Here is a 16,330-nt window from a genome sequence, read left to right as displayed (position 1 = left end):
GCCCGGCGGCCGGACTGCCGCACCCCTGATAGAAAGCGCTTCCCCCCTGGTGAACACCCGGAGGAACCGCGCACCGCACGCACCGCACGACGCACGAGAACGGAGAACAGTCATGGCCCAAGCCGCAGCCGTGGCGAAACCGCCCGCGCCACCGAGGCGGCGCCGTGCCTCCGCCACACCGCGCAGGCTGCCCTATCTGCTGATCGCCCCGGCAGCCCTGCTGATGCTGGGCTTCATCGCCTACCCGGTCATCAGCGTCTTCTACTACAGCTTGCAGGATTACAACCCCACCAAGCCCTGGCGGAACGGGTACGCGGGCTTCGAGAACTTCGTCCGCATCTTCACCGAGGACCCCCAGTTCTGGGACACCCTCGTCTTCAGCGCCAAGTGGGTCTTCGTCGAAGTCGGCCTGCAACTGCTGTTCGGGCTGGCGCTGGCCCTCATCGTCAACCAGACCTTCGTGGGCCGGGCCATAGGCCGCGCCCTGGTCTTCTCCCCGTGGGCGGTCTCGGGCGTCCTCACCTCCGCGATCTGGGTGCTGCTCTACAACTCCCAGACCGGCATCAGCCGCTACCTCGCGGACCTGGGCATCGGCTCCTACGGCACCAGCTGGCTGTCGGACACCTCCACCGTCTTCTCGGCGGCGGTCGTCGCCGACCTGTGGCGCGGCGTCCCCTTCTTCGCCATCCTCATCCTCGCCGACCTCCAGTCCGTCTCCAAGGACCTGTACGAGGCCGCCGAGGTCGACGGGGCCAGCCGCTTCAAGCAGTTCTGGCACATCACGCTGCCCCATCTGAAGGACGCCATCATCCTGTCCACGCTGCTGCGCGCGGTGTGGGAGTTCAACAACGTCGACCTGCTCTACACCCTCACCGGCGGCGGACCCGCGGGCGAGACGACGACGCTGCCCCTGTACATCGCCAACACCAGCATCGACGCCCATGACTTCGGCTACGCGTCGGCCCTGACCACGGTCGCGTTCGTGATCCTGCTCTTCTGCTCGATCGTCTACCTGCGGCTGAGCAAGTTCGGAGGCGAGAACAAGTGATCACCAAGGAGGCCACCGAGGTGGCACCCGCTCCCGTCGCGGCCGCCCCCGAACCGCCGCGGCCGGCCAAGCGGCACCGCGCCTGGGACGAGGTTCCGCGCTGGCAGATCTACCTGCCGCTCGGCATCTACCTGATCTTCACGCTCATCCCCTTCTACTGGATCCTGCTGTTCGCCCTGCGCCCGGCCGGTTCCACCTCGCTCGTGCCCTGGCCGATGACGTTCGAGCACTTCGAGAAGGTGTGGACCGAGCGCAGCTTCGGCACCTACTTCGGCAACAGCGTCCTGGTCGGCCTGGCGACCCTGGTGATGACCACGGTCGTCGCGCTGGCCGGCGGCTACGCCCTGGCCCGGTTCGACTTCAAGATCAAGCGGGCGTTCATGCTGGGCCTGCTGTGCTCCCAGTTCGTGCCGGGCGCCCTGCTGCTGGTCCCGCTGTTCGAGATCTTCGCCGAGCTCCAGATGATCAACTCGCTGGGCAGCGTCATCATCGCCGAGACGGTCTTCCAGCTCCCGCTGTCGATGATCCTGATCAGCAACTTCATCAAGAACGTGCCGTACTCGCTGGAGGAGGCGGCCTGGGTCGACGGCTGCGACCGGTTCCGGTCGTTCCGGATCATCGTGCTGCCGCTGCTGCGGCCCGGCCTGATCGCCGTCGGCTCCTTCGCCTTCGTCCACTCCTGGAACCACTTCCTGTTCGCCCTGATGTTCCTCAACAACCAGGACAAGCAGACCATCCCGGTGGGCCTCAACACCCTGATGAGCGCGGACAGCGTCGACCTGGGCGCCCTGGCGGCCGGCGGCATCATCGCCGCGGTCCCCGTGGTGATCGTGTTCGCGTTCATCCAGAAGTGGCTGATCACCGGCTTCAGCGCGGGGGCGGTGAAGGGATGAGGCTCCGGCACTGCGCCGCGGCCCTCGGCCTGCTGGGCCTGCTGTGCGTCCCCGCCCACGCCGGGGACGCCCGTGACAGCGGCCGCGACATCGGCCGCGACACCCTGGCCCCCTACGACGGCTGGGCGGCGGCCGAGGGCGGCACCACCGGTGGCGCCGCGGCCGACGCCGCCCATGTCTTCACGGTGCGGGACCGGGCGGGGCTGGTCCGCGCCCTGGACGGCGGCAGCGACACCCCGAAGATCATCAAGATCGCCGGGACGATCGACGCCAACACCGACGACTCCGGCCGCCGCCTGGACTGCGCCGACTACACCACCGGCGGCTACAGCCTGAAGGAGTACCTGGCCGCCTACGACCCCCGAACCTGGGGCGCGGCCAAGCCGTCCGGTCCGCAGGAGGAGGCCCGCCGGGCCTCCGCCGCCCGCCAGGCGGAGCGGGTGGTGCTGCCGGTCGGCTCCAACACCACGATCGTGGGCCTCGGCGACGACGCCGTCCTCAAGGGCGCCGCCCTCCAGGTCAAGGACGCCGACAACGTCATCGTCCGCAACCTCGAACTGCGCGACGCCTACGACTGCTTCCCCGTCTGGCAGCCCAACACCGGCGGCCTCGGCGACTGGAAGGCCGCCTACGACACCCTCTGGCTCAACAACGCCACCCACGTCTGGATCGACCACGTCACCGCCTCCGACAAGGGGCACCCGGACGAGAAGGAGCCGGTGTACTTCGCCCGCAACTACCTGCGCCACGACGGCCTGCTGGACATCACCAACGGCTCCGACCTCGTCACCGTCTCCTGGAGCCGGTTCGCCGACCACGACAAGGCCATGCTCATCGGCAACGGCGACACGGTCGCGGGCGACCGCGGCAAGCTCCGGGTCACCCTGCACCACAACGAGTTCGAGTCCGTCGTCCAGCGCGCCCCGCGCGTCCGCTTCGGCCAGGTGCACCTCTACAACAACCGGTACGTCGTCCCCGAGGACGCCCACGACTACCGCTACTCCATCGGCGTCTCCACCGAGTCGCGCATCCACGCGGAGAACAACGCCTTCACCACCCCCGCCCACGTCGAGGCCGCCGACCTGGTCAAGAGCTGGAACGGCACCGCCCTGCACGCGTCGGGCACCCTCTTCAACGGCTACCCGGTCGACCTGCTGACCATCTACAACGCCTACAACTCGGGCAGCGAACGCGACCTGAGCGCCGACGTCGGCTGGAGCCCCGCCCTGCACGGACCGATCGACAGCGCGGCGGCGGCCGACCGGGCGGTGGCGCGCGGCGCGGGCGCGGGGAGGATGCGATGACCGGCCCGAAGACCGGCCCGACGAGCGTACCCGTGCCCGTCGTCCTGGCGGGCGCCCGCGGCCACGGCCGCTGGCACGTCGCCAACATCCGCCGGCTCCAGGCCGAGGGCCTGGTACGGCTGGCCGGCGTCTGCGAGATCACACCGCTGACCGAGGAGGAGTTCGGCGGCGAGCTCCCCGAGCAGTCCGCCGACCTCGGCGCCCTGCTCGACTCCACCGGCGCCCGGATCGCCGTGATCTGCACACCGATCCCGACCCACGCCGACCTCGCGCTCACCGCCGCCGCGCGGGGGGTCCACCTGCTGCTGGAGAAGCCCCCCGCGCCGTCGTACGCGGAGTTCGGCCGCATGGCCGACGGGATGGCCGAGGCGGGCGTCGCCTGCCAGATCGGCTTCCAGTCGCTGGGCTCGCACGCCGTGCCGGCCATCCGGGAGCTGATCGCCGACGGCGCGATCGGCGAGCTCACCGGCATCGGCGGGGCGGGCGCCTGGGCGCGGGAGGAGTCCTACTTCCGGCGCGCGCCCTGGGCGGGCAGGCGCCGGCTGAACGGCGCCGACGTGATCGACGGGGCGCTGACCAACCCCCTCGCGCACGCCGTCGCCACCGCCCTCGCCCTCGGCGGCACCACCGCCGCCGACGACGTCACCGGCATCGAGACCGAACTGCTGCACGCCAACGACATCGAGGCCGACGACACCTCCTGCGTGCGGATCACCACCGCACGCGGCCACCGGGTCACCGTCGCCGCGACGCTGTGCGCCGAACGGCCGGACGACCCGTACGTGGTGGTGCACGGCAGCCGCGGCCGGATCACCTTCTGGTACAAGCAGGACCGGGTGCTGCTCCAGCGCGCCGGCCACGGCCCCGAGGAGTACGTGCACGGCCGCACCGACCTGCTGGAGAACCTCGTCGCCCATCTCACCACCGGCGCCGCCCTGCTCGTCCCCCCGGCGGCGACCGGCGCCTTCATGCGGGTGGTGGAGGAGATCCGGCGGGCCCCCGACCCGGCGCCGCTGCCGGACACCGCCTGGCGCCGCGTCCCCGGGGAGGACCGCCGCGTCGTCCCCGGCGTCGACGCCCTGGTGGCCGCCGCCGCCGACACCCTCGCCCTCTACTCCGAGCTGGGCGCCCCCTGGGCGCGCCCGGCCGCCCCGAAGGAGGTGAGCACCCGATGACCGGCAACGACCACCTCGTCCTGCGCGTGGCGGGCCGCCCGGTCGGCCGGTACGTCACCCGGCCCGCCCTGCCCGCCCGGCTCTCCCCGCGCCCCTACCTGCACCCGGTCACCACCCTGGCCGGCACCGCGGTCACCGAGCTCAGCCCGGCCGACCACCTGCACCACCTCGGCGTCGGTGTCGCCGTTCCCGACGTCGAGGGGCACAACTTCTGGGGCGGGCGCACCTTCGTCCGCGACCGGGGGCCGACCGAGCTGGACAACCACGGCAGCCAGCGGCACACCGCCTTCCAGCTCAGCGACCCGGACGGCTTCGTGGAGGAGCTGCGCTGGGTGGCCGACGGGCGCGAGCTGCTGCGTGAGCGCCGCACGGTCGCCGCCGGCGCCCTCACCGACACCGCCTGGGCGCTGGACTTCACCTTCTCCCTCACCAACACCACCCCCGGCCCCCTCACCATCGGCAGCCCCGCCACCAACGGACGCCCCGGCGCGGCCTACGGCGGCTTCTTCTGGCGGGCCCGCAAGGAGTCCGCCGCGCCGGACGTCTTCACCGCCGACGCCGAGGGCGAGGAGCGGGTCCACGGCCGGTGCGCCGACTGGCTCGCCCTGACCGGCGAGAACTGGTCGCTGGTCTTCGCCGGGGCCACCGACCGCACCCGGCGGGACCCCTGGTTCGTCCGCACCACCGAATACCCCGGCGTCGGCTCGTCCCTGGCGCACGGCGAACGGCTCGCGATCGCCCCCGGCGACACCGCGGTCCGCCGGATCGTCACCGTCGTCGCCGCCGGCCGCCTGGACCGGGACGGCGCCTCCACCCTCATACGCAAGGCGGTGAGCCCATGAGCGCCGACACCTACCGCAACCCCGTGCTGAACGCCGACTGGTCCGACCCGGACGTGGTCCGCGTCGGCGACGACTTCTATCTGACCGCCTCCAGCTTCGGCCGCGCCCCCGGCCTGCCGCTGCTGCACTCCCGCGACCTGGTCAACTGGACCCTCGTCGGCCACGCGCTGGAACGCCTGGAGCCGGCCGAGCAGTTCGCGGCGCCCCGTCACGACTGCGGGGTGTGGGCCCCCTCCCTGCGCCACCACGACGACCGCTTCTGGATCTTCTGGGGCGACCCCGACCAGGGCGTCTTCCAGATCAACGCCCCCGGCATCCGGGGCCCGTGGACCCGGCCCCACCTGCTGAAGCCGGGCAAGGGCCTGATCGACCCCTGCCCGCTGTGGGACGACGAGACCGGCGAGGCGTATCTCGTGCACGCCTGGGCCAAATCCCGCTCCGGCGTCAAGAACCGCCTGACCGGCCACCGCATGCACCCCGACGGCACCTCGCTCCTCGACGAGGGGAAGGTGATCGTCGACGCCGACCGCATCCCCGGCTGGTTCACGCTGGAGGGGCCCAAGCTCTACCGGCACGACGGCTGGTTCTGGATCCTCGCCCCCGCCGGGAGCGTGGAGACCGGCTGGCAGGGCGCCTTCCGCTCGCGCGGCTTCTTCGGGCCGTACGAGGAGAAGGTCGTCCTGGAGCAGAAGGACACCGACGTCAACGGGCCGCACCAGGGCGGCTGGGTGCGCACCCCCTCCGGCGAGGACTGGTTCCTGCACTTCCAGCAGCGCGGCGCCTACGGCCGGGTGGTCCACCTCCAGCCGATGCGCTGGGACGACGACGGATGGCCGGTCCTCGGGAACGACGGCGCGCCCGTCGCCGAACACCGGCGGCCGGCCCTCCCGCCGCAGCCGCCCGCCGCGCCCGCCACCGACGACGACTTCCCCGGCGGGCGGTACGGCCGCCAGTGGCAGTGGACCGCCAACCCCCGGGACGGCTGGGCCACCCAGCACTCCGGGGACGGGCTCAAGCTCGCCTGTGTCCGCTCCGCCGACGCGCACGACCTGCGCAAGCTCCCCAGCGTCCTCACCCAGCGGCTGCCCGGCATGCCCTGCGCGGTGGAGGTGGAGCTGCGGCTGGAGAGCGAGGAGCCCGGCGCCCGCGCCGGACTCGCCGTGCTCGGGGACGCCTACCGCTGGATCGGGCTCCAGCGCGGCGCGGACGGGGCGGTCCACCTCGTGCACCGGTTCGCCGAGGCGGTCGCCGACCGGGAGCGGGACGCCGCCCACGCGTGCCCCGCGCCCGAGGGCCGGGCCCGGCTGCGCGTCGAGATCGGGGCGGGGGCACGCTGCCGGTTCTCGTACGACGCCGGCGACGGCTTCCGCGAGGCGGGACAGGTCTTCGCCGCCACCCCCTGGCGGTGGGTCGGCGCCCTGCTGGGCCTGTTCGCGCTCGCGCCCGACGGCGAGGGACACGCCGGCACGGCCACCTTCACGCAGTTCCGCGTCCACGCCCTGTGACGCCCCCTCTCATCCGCGAGCCCGTTGGAGCCGCCATGACGCACCCGACCAGCAAGCGCCCGCCCGGAGCGGGAAGAACCCTGGCAGCCGTCCTCGGCCTGGTCACCGCCCTGGCCCTCGGAACGGCCGGACAGGCCCAGGCCGCTCCGGCCGCCGCGGCCGCCGCGGAGACCGGCCGGTCCGCCGGAGCCGCCGAGGCCGGGCGGGGAGACCCGGGCGGCCGGTGGTCCGACGTGCCGCACGGGTTCGCCTCGCTCGCCGGGGGCACCACCGGCGGCGCGGGCGGCAAGGTCGTCACCGTCACCGACCAGGCCGGGCTGGCGAAGTACGCCGCGGCCGAGGAGCCGTACATCATCCGGGTGAAGGGCTCCATCGCGGTGGAGCCGTTCGGCGCGGACATCGCGGTCGCCTCGGACAAGACGATCATCGGCGCGGGCGACACCGGCGAGATCGTCCACGGCGAGCTGCACCTCGCCCCCGGGACGCACAACGTGATCATCCGGAACCTGACGATCCGCGACTCGGCGGTCGAGGGCAACTGGGACTGCAAGGACACCGACTTCGACGGCATCCAGATGGACACCGTCCACCATGTGTGGGTCGACCACAACCGCTTCTCGAACATCTGCGACGGGCAGCTCGACATCCGCAAGGACAGCGAGTACGTGACCGTCTCCTACAACCGCTTCGAGAACAACAACAAGACCTTCGGCATCGGCTGGACGAGCAACGTCAGGACGCAGATCACCGTCGACCACAACTGGTTCGCCGGCACCAAGCAGCGCAACCCGTCCGTGGACAACGCCGCCTACGCGCACCTGTACAACAACTACCTCACGGCCCAGGCGGACCCGGGTGACCCGGTGTGGACGTACGGGAACTGGTCGCGCGGCAAGACGAAGATGGTCATCGAGAACAGCTACTACAGGGACGTCCAGCACCCCTACCAGGCGGACGCGACCGCCGAGCTGGTGGAACGCGGGTCGATCCTGAGGAACACCACCGGCCGGCACGACGAGTGGGGCGAGGCGTTCGACCCGCACGCCTTCTACGCCTACCGGCCCGACCCGGCGGCGGCCGTCCCCGCGCTGGTCAAGCGTTTCTCCGGGCCGCAGAAGCGGGTCGGCGACGCGGTGACGCTGCGCGTTCCCGCCGACTACCCCACCGTCCAGGCGGCCGTGGACGCCGTGCCCGCCGGCAACGACGGCCGGGTGACCGTCGCCGTGGCCCCGGGCACGTACCGCGAGAAGGTGTACGTCCCGGCGACCAAGCCGAACATTTCCCTGCAAGGGACTGGACAGAAGCGGTCCGAAACCGTCATCGTCCATGACACGCCCGCCGCGTACGGCGGCTCCAGCGGGAGCGCCACCGTGCGGATCGCCGCGAGTGACTTCACCGCGCGCAACCTCACCTTCGCCAACGACTTCGACGAGGCCGCGCACGAGCTCAACGGCGAGCAGGCGCTGGCGGTGAAGACGACCGGCGACCGGATCGTCTTTCAGGACACCGCCTTCCTGGGCAACCAGGACACCCTGATGACGGACAGCCCCGCGCCGGCCACCGTCAGCCGGGTCTACCTCCGTGACTGCTACCTCGAAGGAGACGTCGACTTCCTCTACGGACGGGCCACCACCGTCGTCGAGCGCGGCGTCATCAAGGCGCTGAGCCGGGGCTCGGCCACCAACAACGGCTACATCACCGCCCCCTCGACCTGGAAGGGCAACCCGTACGGCTTCCTGATCACCCGGTCGCGGATCGTGAGCGACGCACCCGCCGGGACCTTCCACCTCGGGCGCCCCTGGCACCCGGGCGGCGACCCGGACGCGGTCGGCCAGGTACTGATCCGGGACACCTGGCTGCCGGCCGCGGTCAAGGCCGCGCCGTGGACCGACATGAGCGGCTTCTCGTGGAAGGACGCCCGCTTCGCCGAGTACCGCAACAGCGGGCCGGGCGCGGCCGTCACCGCGGACCGGCCGCAGCTCGGTGCCGAGGAGGCGCGCGAGTACACCGTCGCCGCGTACCTGAAGGGCACGGACGGCTGGGCGCCGCACGCCCGCCACTGACCCCCCCGCAGCACCGCACATCTGACGTTGGATCCAGAAGAAGAGAGCCGACCAATGAAGATCAGCATTCGCACCAGCAGCACAGGCAGGCGCCGGATCCCGGCCGCCGTCGCCCTGGGGGCCGTGCTCGCGCTGACCGCCACCGCGTGCGGTGACGACGGCAGCGGGGCGGGCGGCGACAAGGGCGCCGAGGGCAGCGGCACCGGCAAGATCGTCTTCTGGGACAACAACGGCGGTGTCCGCACCGACATCTGGAAGGAGATCATCGCCGACTTCGAGAAGGCGAACCCGGACATCGACGTCGAGTACGTCGGCATCGCCTCCACCGAGTACCAGTCCAAGGTGGACACCGCCATCCAGGGCGGCGGCCTGCCGGACGTCGGCGGCGTCGGCGCCGCGATGCTCGCCGGGTTCGCCGCGCAGGACGCGCTGGAGCCGCTGGACTACCGGGTCACCGGGTCGTCCCTGAACGGCAAGCTCAACGAGGACATGCTGGAGTCGATGAAGGCCGCCGGCGGCGGCGACGGCAAGCTGTACTCGGTGCCGACCTCCGCCAACAACGGCGTGCTCTACTACCGCACCGACCTGTTCGAGAAGGCCGGGCTGGACGCGCCGACGACCTGGGACGCCTTCTTCGAGGCCGCGCGCAAGCTCACCGACAAGGGCAAGAACCAGTTCGGCTACACCATCCGCGGCGGCGCCGGCTCCATCGCCCAGGCCCTGGACGCGATGTACGGGCAGTCCGGCATCACCTCGTTCTGGGACTCCAGCGGCGAGAAGACCACGCTCAACGACCCGAGGAACGTCGAGGCGCTGGAGAAGTACGCCGGCCTCTACAAGACGGTCACCCCGGCCGCCGACCTGAACAACGACTTCACCAAGATGGTCGCGCAGTGGGACTCCGGCACCATCGGCATGCTGAACCACAACCTCGGGTCGTACCAGGACCACGTGAACGCGTTCGGCACCGACAAGTTCCGGGGCATCCCGCAGCCGACCGGGCCCGGCGGCAAGCGGGTCCAGGTCTCCAACCCGGTCGACGGCCTCGGCCTGTTCAAGAGCTCCAAGAACAAGGACGCCGCCTGGAAGTTCATCGAGTTCGCCCTCAGCCACGAGGAGAACTCGAAGTTCAACGAGTCGGCGGGGCAGGTGCCGGCCAACACCGAGGCCGCCAAGGACGCGTGGATCTCCAAGGCCGAGCCGACCAAGCTGGCGGCCGACGCGCTGTCGGACGGGTCCACCACCATCGTCCAGCTGCCGTACTACCTGCCGGACTGGAACACCATCTCCAAGGCCGAGAACGAGCCGAACTTCCAGAAGGTGCTGCTCGGGAAGATGAGCGCGAAGAAGTTCCTGGACCAGATGGCCGAGCAGCTCAACGAGGCGCAGGCCGAGTGGAAGCAGCAGCGGGGCTGAGTACCCGCCGGGTCTCGCCGGGGACGGCCCGCGGTGCCGCGGCCCGCGGGCCGTCCCCGGCCGGCCGCGCCCGTGCGGCGCGGCCGGCAGCGCGCCCCCGAGGGGTCGTCCGTCCGCTTCCCGAAAGGCACACCGTGTCCCTCACCCGCAGGCAGGTCGCCTCCGCGGCCCTGGCCACCGCCCCGCTCGCCCTCGCGGCCGCCGGCACCGCCCGGGCCGCCGCCCCCCGCCCCCGCACCCTGTACATCGCCGGGGACTCCACCGCCGCCCAGAAGTACGCCGACGCCGCGCCCGAGACCGGGTGGGGCATGGCGCTGCCGTTCTTCCTCCACCGGGACCGGCCCGTCGCCAACCACGCGGTCAACGGGCGCAGTTCCAAGAGCTTCGCCGACGAGGGCAGGCTCGACGCGGTCCTCGCCGCGATCCGGCCCGGGGACTTCCTGCTCGTCCAGTTCGGGCACAACGACCAGAAGAGCCAGGACCCCGCCCGGTACACCGAGCCCTGGACCACGTACCGGGAGTACCTGCGCCGGTACGTCGACGGGGCCCGGGCCCGCGGGGCGCGGCCCGTGCTCGCCACGTCCGTCGAGCGGCGCCGGTTCGACGCGCAGGGCAGGGCCCTGCCGAGCCACGGCGAGTACCCGGCGGCGATGCGGGCGCTGGCCGCCGAGGAGGGCGTGGCCCTGCTGGACCTCCAGGCGCGGTCGCTGGAGCTGTGGCAGCGGCTCGGCGCGGAGGAGACCAAGACGTACTTCAACTGGACGCCCACCGAGCAGGACAACACGCACTTCAACCCGCCGGGCGCGATCGAGGTGGCCCGGCTGGTGGCGCGGGAGCTGGTGCGCACGCGGGTGCTGGCGCCCCGGGACGTGCGCCGGCTGGACGAGGAGATCCCCGCGTCCTGGATCGACTGGCCGCCGCAGCCCGCCGCGTGACCCCGACCCGAAGAAGGAGAGCCGTATCGTGACCGTTCGCACATGGCATGGGCATGCCATGAAGAGAGCCGCCGTGCTGGCCGGCTGCACCGCCCTCGTGCTGTCCCTGGCCGACACCACCGCCCAGGCCCGGGACGACGCCCGCGACCCCGCCCGGCAGACCCTGCCGGCGAAGGACGGCTGGGCCTCCCACGGCACCGGCACCACCGGTGGGGCCGCCGCCGACGCCGAGCACGTGTACACCGTCACCACCTGGGCCCAGTTCAAGGCCGCCCTCGCCGCCGGCGGCAGCGCGCCGAAGATCATCAAGGTGAAGGGCACCATCGACGCGGTCGCCGACGGATGCGACGCCTTCGCCGTGCCCGGCTACGACTTCGACGCCTACCTGGAGAAGTACGCCCCCGAGAAGTGGGGCCTGGACACCGACCTGAGCGGCGAGCCCGCCGACAGCCCCGAGGGCCTGCGCCGCGCCTCCGCCGCCCGCCAGGACCAGGCCGTCAAGGCGAGCATCCCCGCCAACACCACCCTCATCGGCATCGGCCGCAACGCCGGCTTCAAGGGCGCCAGCCTCCAGATCAAGGGCGTCGACAACGTCATCGTCCGCAACCTCACCTTCGAGAGCCCCGTGGACTGCTTCCCCCAGTGGGACCCCACGGACGGCAGCAAGGGCAACTGGAACTCCGAGTACGACAGCGCCGTGGTGTACGGCTCCACCCACGTCTGGCTGGACCACAACACCTTCACCGACGGCGAGCACCCCGACAGCGCGGCACCGGCGTACTTCGGCATGCTCTACCAGCAGCACGACGGCCAGCTGGACATCGTGCGCGGCGCCGACCACGTCACCGTCTCCTGGAACGTCTTCGCCGACCACGACAAGACGATCCTGATCGGCAACAGCGACAGCGAGTCCACCGCCGCAGGCGACCGGGGACACCTGAAGGTCACCTTCCACCACAACCTGTTCAAGAACCTCGTCGAGCGCGCCCCCCGCATCCGCTTCGGCCAGGTCGACGCGTACAACAACCACTTCGTGGCCGGCGAGTCCTACTCCTACAGCTTCGGCATCGGCAAGGAGTCCCAGCTCGTCGCCGAGCACAACGCCTTCACGCTGCCCGCCGGGATCAGCCCCGCGAAGATCCTCAAGAAGTGGAGCGAGGCGCCGGTCACCGCCGCGCACAACCGGGTCAACGGGCGCCCCGTCGACCTGATCGCCGTGCACAACGCGGAGATCCCCGGGGAGACCCTGCGGTCCGGCGCGGGCTGGACGCCCACCCTGCGCACCCAGGTCCACCCGGCCCGGGCGGTCCCCGCGATCGTCGGCCACCACGCGGGCGCCGGCCGCCTGCGCTGACGTCAAGACTCCGCCGGGCCGGGACGTCCGCACCGCCCCGGCCCGGCGGACCGCACCCCCAAGGAGCACGCGCATGCACCGACCCTCCCTCTCCCGCAGAGCCCTCCTGCTGACGGCCGCCGGGGCGGGCGCCGCGCTCGGCCTCGCGGCCGGCCCCGCCACGGCCGGCCCGCGCCCCTTCGGGCGGTACGGCTCCCCGGCCGCCCGCCTGACCCCCGGCACGCTGTACGTCGACCCGCACGGCCGCGGCGACTTCACCTCCGTCCAGGCCGCCGTGACCGCCGCGTCCGGCAGCGGCCGGATCCTGGTCCTGGCCCCAGGCACCTACCGGGAGACGGTCGCCGTCGACGCCACCCGCACGGACGCCACCTGGATCGGCGCCGGCGCGGACCCCCGCGACGTGGTGATCGTGTACGACAACGCGGCCGGCACCCCCAAGCCCGGCGGCGGCACCTACGGCACCAGCGGCTCCGCCACCGTCACCGTGCAGGCCGACGGCTTCACCGCCCACCGGATCACCTTCGCCAACGACTGGCTGCGCGCCGACCACCCCGGCGTGAGCGGCACCCAGGCCGTCGCGCTCAAGGCGCAGGGCGACCGCTCGGCCTTCCACCACTGCCGCTTCCTCGGCCACCAGGACACCCTGTACGCCGACACCCGGCACCTGAGCCACTTCGCCCGCCAGTACTTCGCCCACTGCCACATCGAGGGCGACGTCGACTTCGTCTTCGGCCGGGCCACCGCGGTGTTCGAGCACTGCCACTTCCGCACCCTGAACCGCACCGACCTGTCCGGCGCCCCCTACGGCTTCGTCTTCGCCCCCTCCACCGCGGGCGCGGGCCCGCGCGGCTTCCTGGTGACGAAGAGCCGGATCACCAGCGAGGCCCCGGACGGCTTCTACAAGCTGGCCCGCCCCTGGGTGCCCAGCTCCGACCTCACCGCCCACCCCATGCTCATCGTCCGCGACACCCGCCTCGGCCCCGGCATCGACGCGGTCGCGCCCTACGCCAACATGCGGGACGCCCACCCCTGGCAGAGCATGCGCTTCTCGGAGTACCGCAACACCGGCCCCGGCGCCGTGGTCACCGTCCCCGAGAACCGGCCCCAGCTCACCCGCGCCCAGGCGGCGTCGCACACCCGCGCGGTCTACCTGGGCGACTGGCGGCCGGATGCTCGCCGGTGACCTCCCCGGCTTCCACCAGGCACTCAAGGACGAGCTGCGCTTCCCGCTCGCCTGGGCCACCTCGCCGATCCGCGACTTCGACACCTGGCGCCGCACCGCCCGCGCCCGGGTCGAGGAACTGCTCCTCGTCGACCGGCAGGACGACACCCCGTACGCCCCGGAGTTCACCGAACGCTCCGAGGCGAACGGTTACACCCGGGAGCGGGTGACCGTCTCCCTCACCCGCTACGCACGCGTCCCCGGTGCCCTGCTCACCCCGCACGGCACCGGCCCCTTCCCCGCCGTCCTCCTCCTGCACGACCACGGCTCCCGCTTCGACATCGGCAAGGAGAAACTGGTCCGGCCCTGGTACGACGACGCCCGGCTCGCCTCGGCCCGCCAGTGGGCCGGCCGCTGCTACGGCGGACGCTTCGTCGGCGACGAGCTGGCCCGGCGCGGCTATGCCGTGCTCTGCCTGGACGCCCTCGGCTGGGGCGACCGTGGCCCCCTCGCCTACGAACGCCAGCAGGCCCTGGCGAGCAACCTCTACCACCTCGGCAGCTCGCTCGCCGGTCTGCTGGCCCGCGAGGACGTCCGGGCCGCCGCCTTCCTCGCCGGTCTGGACCGGGTGGACGCCGGGCGCGTCGCGGCCCTCGGATTCTCCCTGGGCGGCTACCGCGCCTGGCAGACCGCCGCGCTCGGCGACGCCGTCACGGCCGCGGCGAGCGTGTGCTGGATGACCGGCCTGAAGGAGCTGATGGTGCCCGGCGGCAACACGCTGCGCGGCCAGTCGGCCTTCCACATGCTGCACCCCGGGCTCGCCCGCCACCTGGACCTCCCCGACGTGGCGAGCATCGCCGCGCCCAGGCCGATGCTGTTCCTCCACGGCGAGCGGGACCCGCTGTTCACACCCGACGGCGTCCGGGCCGCGCACGCCAGGATGCGCGCCGTGTGGGAGTCCCGCCACGCCGGGGAGCGGCTGCGCACGCGGATGTGGCCGGGCGTCGGCCATGTCTTCACCCGCCCCATGCAGGAGGAGGTCTTCGCCTGGCTGGACCGCGTCCTGTGACGCGGCCGCGGGGAACCCCGTGGGTGACGTGTTCTCAGGTCCCGTCCCCGTCGGCCGGGGCCGCGGCACCGCGGGCGGCGAAGTCGCCTTCCACCGCGAGCCGCCGCGCCCCGGCCGCGGTGGTGGCGGTCGCGGTGTAGCGGTCGCCCGTGGCGTCCCGGCCGCCGCGCTCGTGGTCGTACTGCCCGGCGAACATCCACTCGCCCGCCGGGACCGTGCGGCCCGGCTTCAGCGCCCAGGTGTAGACGAGGAAGCCGTCGCGTTCGCCGACCGTGAGGGTGAAGTCGTCCTCGGGCAGCGACCGCCAGGCGCCGGTGGCGGAGACGCCGCCCGTCTGCCGGATCTCCAGCCGCACGGTGAGCGCGGTCAGCCGTACCCCGGTCCTGAGGGTGATGTTGCTCTGCGCCCAGAACTCATGGCTGTGCGGGTCCACCGATCCGTCCGACCACAGGGGGCCGTCCGCGACGCCGCCGGGGGAGGGCGGGCGCCGCCCGGGCGGCGCGCTCGGCCCGGTGGCCTCCGGCGCCGTGCCGGAGGCCGGACCGGCCGGCGGCACGGGCGTGCGGCCGGTGGCCTCCTGGGACGGCCCGGACGACGGCGTCGGTGTCGGAGTCGGCGTGGGCACCGGCGTCGGGGTGGGCGAGACGGCGACCGTGCGCTGCGGGGGAGCGCCCTTGCCCAGCGCGGAGGCGACCGCGTAGCCGGCGACCGCCAGGACGCCCGCCACCGCGGCCGTCGCCCCGGCCACCCGGGCCCAGCCGGCCGCCCGGGGGCGTGCCGCCCGGTGAGCCGGAGGCGCCGCGCCCGCCATGCCGCGCTCGACCCGGGCCCGGATGCGCGCGCGGTCGGGCTCGCGCGCCGCGGCGGCCTCGCGCAGCCGGGCACGCAGATCCTCGTGCACGTCCCGCCGCACGGTCATCGGTTCCTTCCTCCGGCCTCACCGGTGCGGACCATGGCCACGCGCACCCGCTGCGGAACGTGGCGCGTGCCCAGCAGCCGCTGGAGTTCCGCCATTGCCTTGGACGTCTGGCTCTTCACCGTACCCACCGACACGCCCAGGGCGAGCGCGGTGTCCCGCTCGGAGAGGTCGAAGGCGTGCCGCAGCACCACGCAGGCCCGTTTGCGGAACGGCAGCCGGCGCAGCGCCTCCTGCACGTCGACGACGCCGGGCACGTCCGGGTTCTCGGTCCGTTCCTCGCGCTGGGACCAGAACAGGGCGACCCGGCGGCGCTCGCGCACCGCGCTGCGCACGCGGGTGCGGGCCAGGTTGGCGACCACGCCCCGGGCGTAGGCCGCCGGGTGGTCGGCGGCGCGGACCCGGTCCCAGCGGTGCCACAGCGCCAGCAGCGCGTCCGCCGCCAGGTCGTCGGCGGCGTCCGGTTCACCCGTCAGCAGATGGGCGAGCCGGGACAGTTCGGCGTAGTGGCGCTCGAAGAAGGCGCGGAACTCCGCGGAAGCGGCGTCGTCGACGACTGTCCCCACGAGCGGTCACTCCTCGCAGCGGCTTCCCCGGCGTCGAACAGCCGTGCGCCGGGACGAGATCCGGAACTGTAGCAGCGTTCAC

The 16,330-nt window shown here is 72.8% G+C and carries 14 protein-coding genes; 12 read left to right on the top strand and 2 right to left on the bottom strand.

Going from position 1 to position 16,330, the window contains the following annotated elements:
* Nucleotides 1-112: 112 nt before the first annotated feature.
* The 12 genes from AB0L74_RS16995 to AB0L74_RS16940 all read left to right on the top strand — a co-directional run bounded on the left by AB0L74_RS16995 (nt 113) and on the right by AB0L74_RS16940 (nt 14,766).
* Complete coding sequence (locus AB0L74_RS16995; protein WP_365651919.1) at nt 113-1,048, top strand: sugar ABC transporter permease; 936 nt, start codon at nt 113-115, stop codon at nt 1,046-1,048.
* A complete protein-coding gene (locus tag AB0L74_RS16990) occupies nt 1,045-1,941 on the top strand; it encodes a carbohydrate ABC transporter permease (RefSeq protein WP_365651916.1) in 897 nt (298 codons plus the stop codon). The genes AB0L74_RS16995 and AB0L74_RS16990 overlap by 4 nt, the downstream gene beginning before the upstream one ends.
* Complete coding sequence (locus AB0L74_RS16985; protein WP_365651913.1) at nt 1,938-3,245, top strand: pectate lyase; 1,308 nt, start codon at nt 1,938-1,940, stop codon at nt 3,243-3,245. Before AB0L74_RS16990 ends, AB0L74_RS16985 begins: the two co-directional genes overlap by 4 nt.
* On the top strand, nt 3,242-4,420 hold the full coding sequence (locus tag AB0L74_RS16980; RefSeq protein ID WP_365651910.1) for a Gfo/Idh/MocA family oxidoreductase: 1,179 nt from the start codon (nt 3,242-3,244) through the stop codon (nt 4,418-4,420). The genes AB0L74_RS16985 and AB0L74_RS16980 overlap by 4 nt, the downstream gene beginning before the upstream one ends.
* On the top strand, nt 4,417-5,262 hold the full coding sequence (locus AB0L74_RS16975) for a PmoA family protein (RefSeq protein ID WP_365651907.1): 846 nt from the start codon (nt 4,417-4,419) through the stop codon (nt 5,260-5,262). The genes AB0L74_RS16980 and AB0L74_RS16975 overlap by 4 nt, the downstream gene beginning before the upstream one ends.
* Nucleotides 5,259-6,767, top strand: coding sequence for a family 43 glycosylhydrolase (locus AB0L74_RS16970; RefSeq protein WP_365651904.1), 1,509 nt, complete (start codon nt 5,259-5,261; stop codon nt 6,765-6,767). The genes AB0L74_RS16975 and AB0L74_RS16970 overlap by 4 nt, the downstream gene beginning before the upstream one ends.
* Nucleotides 6,768-6,802: 35 nt before the next feature.
* Nucleotides 6,803-8,830: a pectinesterase family protein gene (locus AB0L74_RS16965; protein ID WP_365651901.1), complete on the top strand. Its 2,028-nt coding sequence runs from the start codon at nt 6,803-6,805 to the stop codon at nt 8,828-8,830.
* A gap of 54 nt (nt 8,831-8,884) precedes the next feature.
* Nucleotides 8,885-10,246, top strand: coding sequence for a sugar ABC transporter substrate-binding protein (locus AB0L74_RS16960; RefSeq protein WP_365651897.1), 1,362 nt, complete (start codon nt 8,885-8,887; stop codon nt 10,244-10,246).
* 134 nt (nt 10,247-10,380) lie between these two features.
* Nucleotides 10,381-11,181 carry a rhamnogalacturonan acetylesterase gene (locus AB0L74_RS16955; RefSeq protein ID WP_365651894.1) on the top strand — a complete coding sequence of 267 codons (801 nt, stop codon included), beginning with the start codon at nt 10,381-10,383 and terminating at the stop codon, nt 11,179-11,181.
* A gap of 28 nt (nt 11,182-11,209) precedes the next feature.
* Nucleotides 11,210-12,535, top strand: coding sequence for a polysaccharide lyase family 1 protein (locus tag AB0L74_RS16950; protein ID WP_365651892.1), 1,326 nt, complete (start codon nt 11,210-11,212; stop codon nt 12,533-12,535).
* A gap of 73 nt (nt 12,536-12,608) precedes the next feature.
* Nucleotides 12,609-13,718 carry a pectinesterase family protein gene (locus tag AB0L74_RS16945; RefSeq protein ID WP_365651890.1) on the top strand — a complete coding sequence of 370 codons (1,110 nt, stop codon included), beginning with the start codon at nt 12,609-12,611 and terminating at the stop codon, nt 13,716-13,718.
* Nucleotides 13,705-14,766, top strand: a complete 1,062-nt coding sequence (locus tag AB0L74_RS16940) for a dienelactone hydrolase family protein (RefSeq protein ID WP_365651887.1) — start codon at nt 13,705-13,707, stop codon at nt 14,764-14,766. Before AB0L74_RS16945 ends, AB0L74_RS16940 begins: the two co-directional genes overlap by 14 nt.
* Nucleotides 14,767-14,800: 34 nt before the next feature.
* Here AB0L74_RS16940 and AB0L74_RS16935 read toward each other — a convergent pair whose 3' ends face one another.
* A complete protein-coding gene (locus tag AB0L74_RS16935) occupies nt 14,801-15,685 on the bottom strand; it encodes a hypothetical protein (RefSeq protein WP_365651884.1) in 885 nt (294 codons plus the stop codon).
* A complete protein-coding gene (locus AB0L74_RS16930) occupies nt 15,682-16,248 on the bottom strand; it encodes a SigE family RNA polymerase sigma factor (protein ID WP_365651881.1) in 567 nt (188 codons plus the stop codon). The genes AB0L74_RS16935 and AB0L74_RS16930 overlap by 4 nt, the downstream gene beginning before the upstream one ends.
* Nucleotides 16,249-16,330 lie beyond the last annotated feature (82 nt).

The organism is Streptomyces sp. NPDC052020 (assembly GCF_040680575.1).
In the GTDB taxonomy this organism is placed as follows: domain Bacteria; phylum Actinomycetota; class Actinomycetes; order Streptomycetales; family Streptomycetaceae; genus Streptomyces.
This window is presented reverse-complemented; position numbering and strand designations above follow the sequence as displayed.

Coding starts and splice junctions, on each gene's coding strand:
- AB0L74_RS16995 (WP_365651919.1), top strand. CDS start 113: ATGGCCCAAGCCGCAGCCGTGGCGAAACCGCCCGCGCCACCGAGGCGG.
- AB0L74_RS16985 (WP_365651913.1), top strand. CDS start 1,938: ATGAGGCTCCGGCACTGCGCCGCGGCCCTCGGCCTGCTGGGCCTGCTG.
- AB0L74_RS16980 (WP_365651910.1), top strand. CDS start 3,242: ATGACCGGCCCGAAGACCGGCCCGACGAGCGTACCCGTGCCCGTCGTC.
- AB0L74_RS16975 (WP_365651907.1), top strand. CDS start 4,417: ATGACCGGCAACGACCACCTCGTCCTGCGCGTGGCGGGCCGCCCGGTC.
- AB0L74_RS16970 (WP_365651904.1), top strand. CDS start 5,259: ATGAGCGCCGACACCTACCGCAACCCCGTGCTGAACGCCGACTGGTCC.
- AB0L74_RS16965 (WP_365651901.1), top strand. CDS start 6,803: ATGACGCACCCGACCAGCAAGCGCCCGCCCGGAGCGGGAAGAACCCTG.
- AB0L74_RS16960 (WP_365651897.1), top strand. CDS start 8,885: ATGAAGATCAGCATTCGCACCAGCAGCACAGGCAGGCGCCGGATCCCG.
- AB0L74_RS16945 (WP_365651890.1), top strand. CDS start 12,609: ATGCACCGACCCTCCCTCTCCCGCAGAGCCCTCCTGCTGACGGCCGCC.
- AB0L74_RS16940 (WP_365651887.1), top strand. CDS start 13,705: ATGCTCGCCGGTGACCTCCCCGGCTTCCACCAGGCACTCAAGGACGAG.
- AB0L74_RS16935 (WP_365651884.1), bottom strand. CDS start 15,685: ATGACCGTGCGGCGGGACGTGCACGAGGATCTGCGTGCCCGGCTGCGC.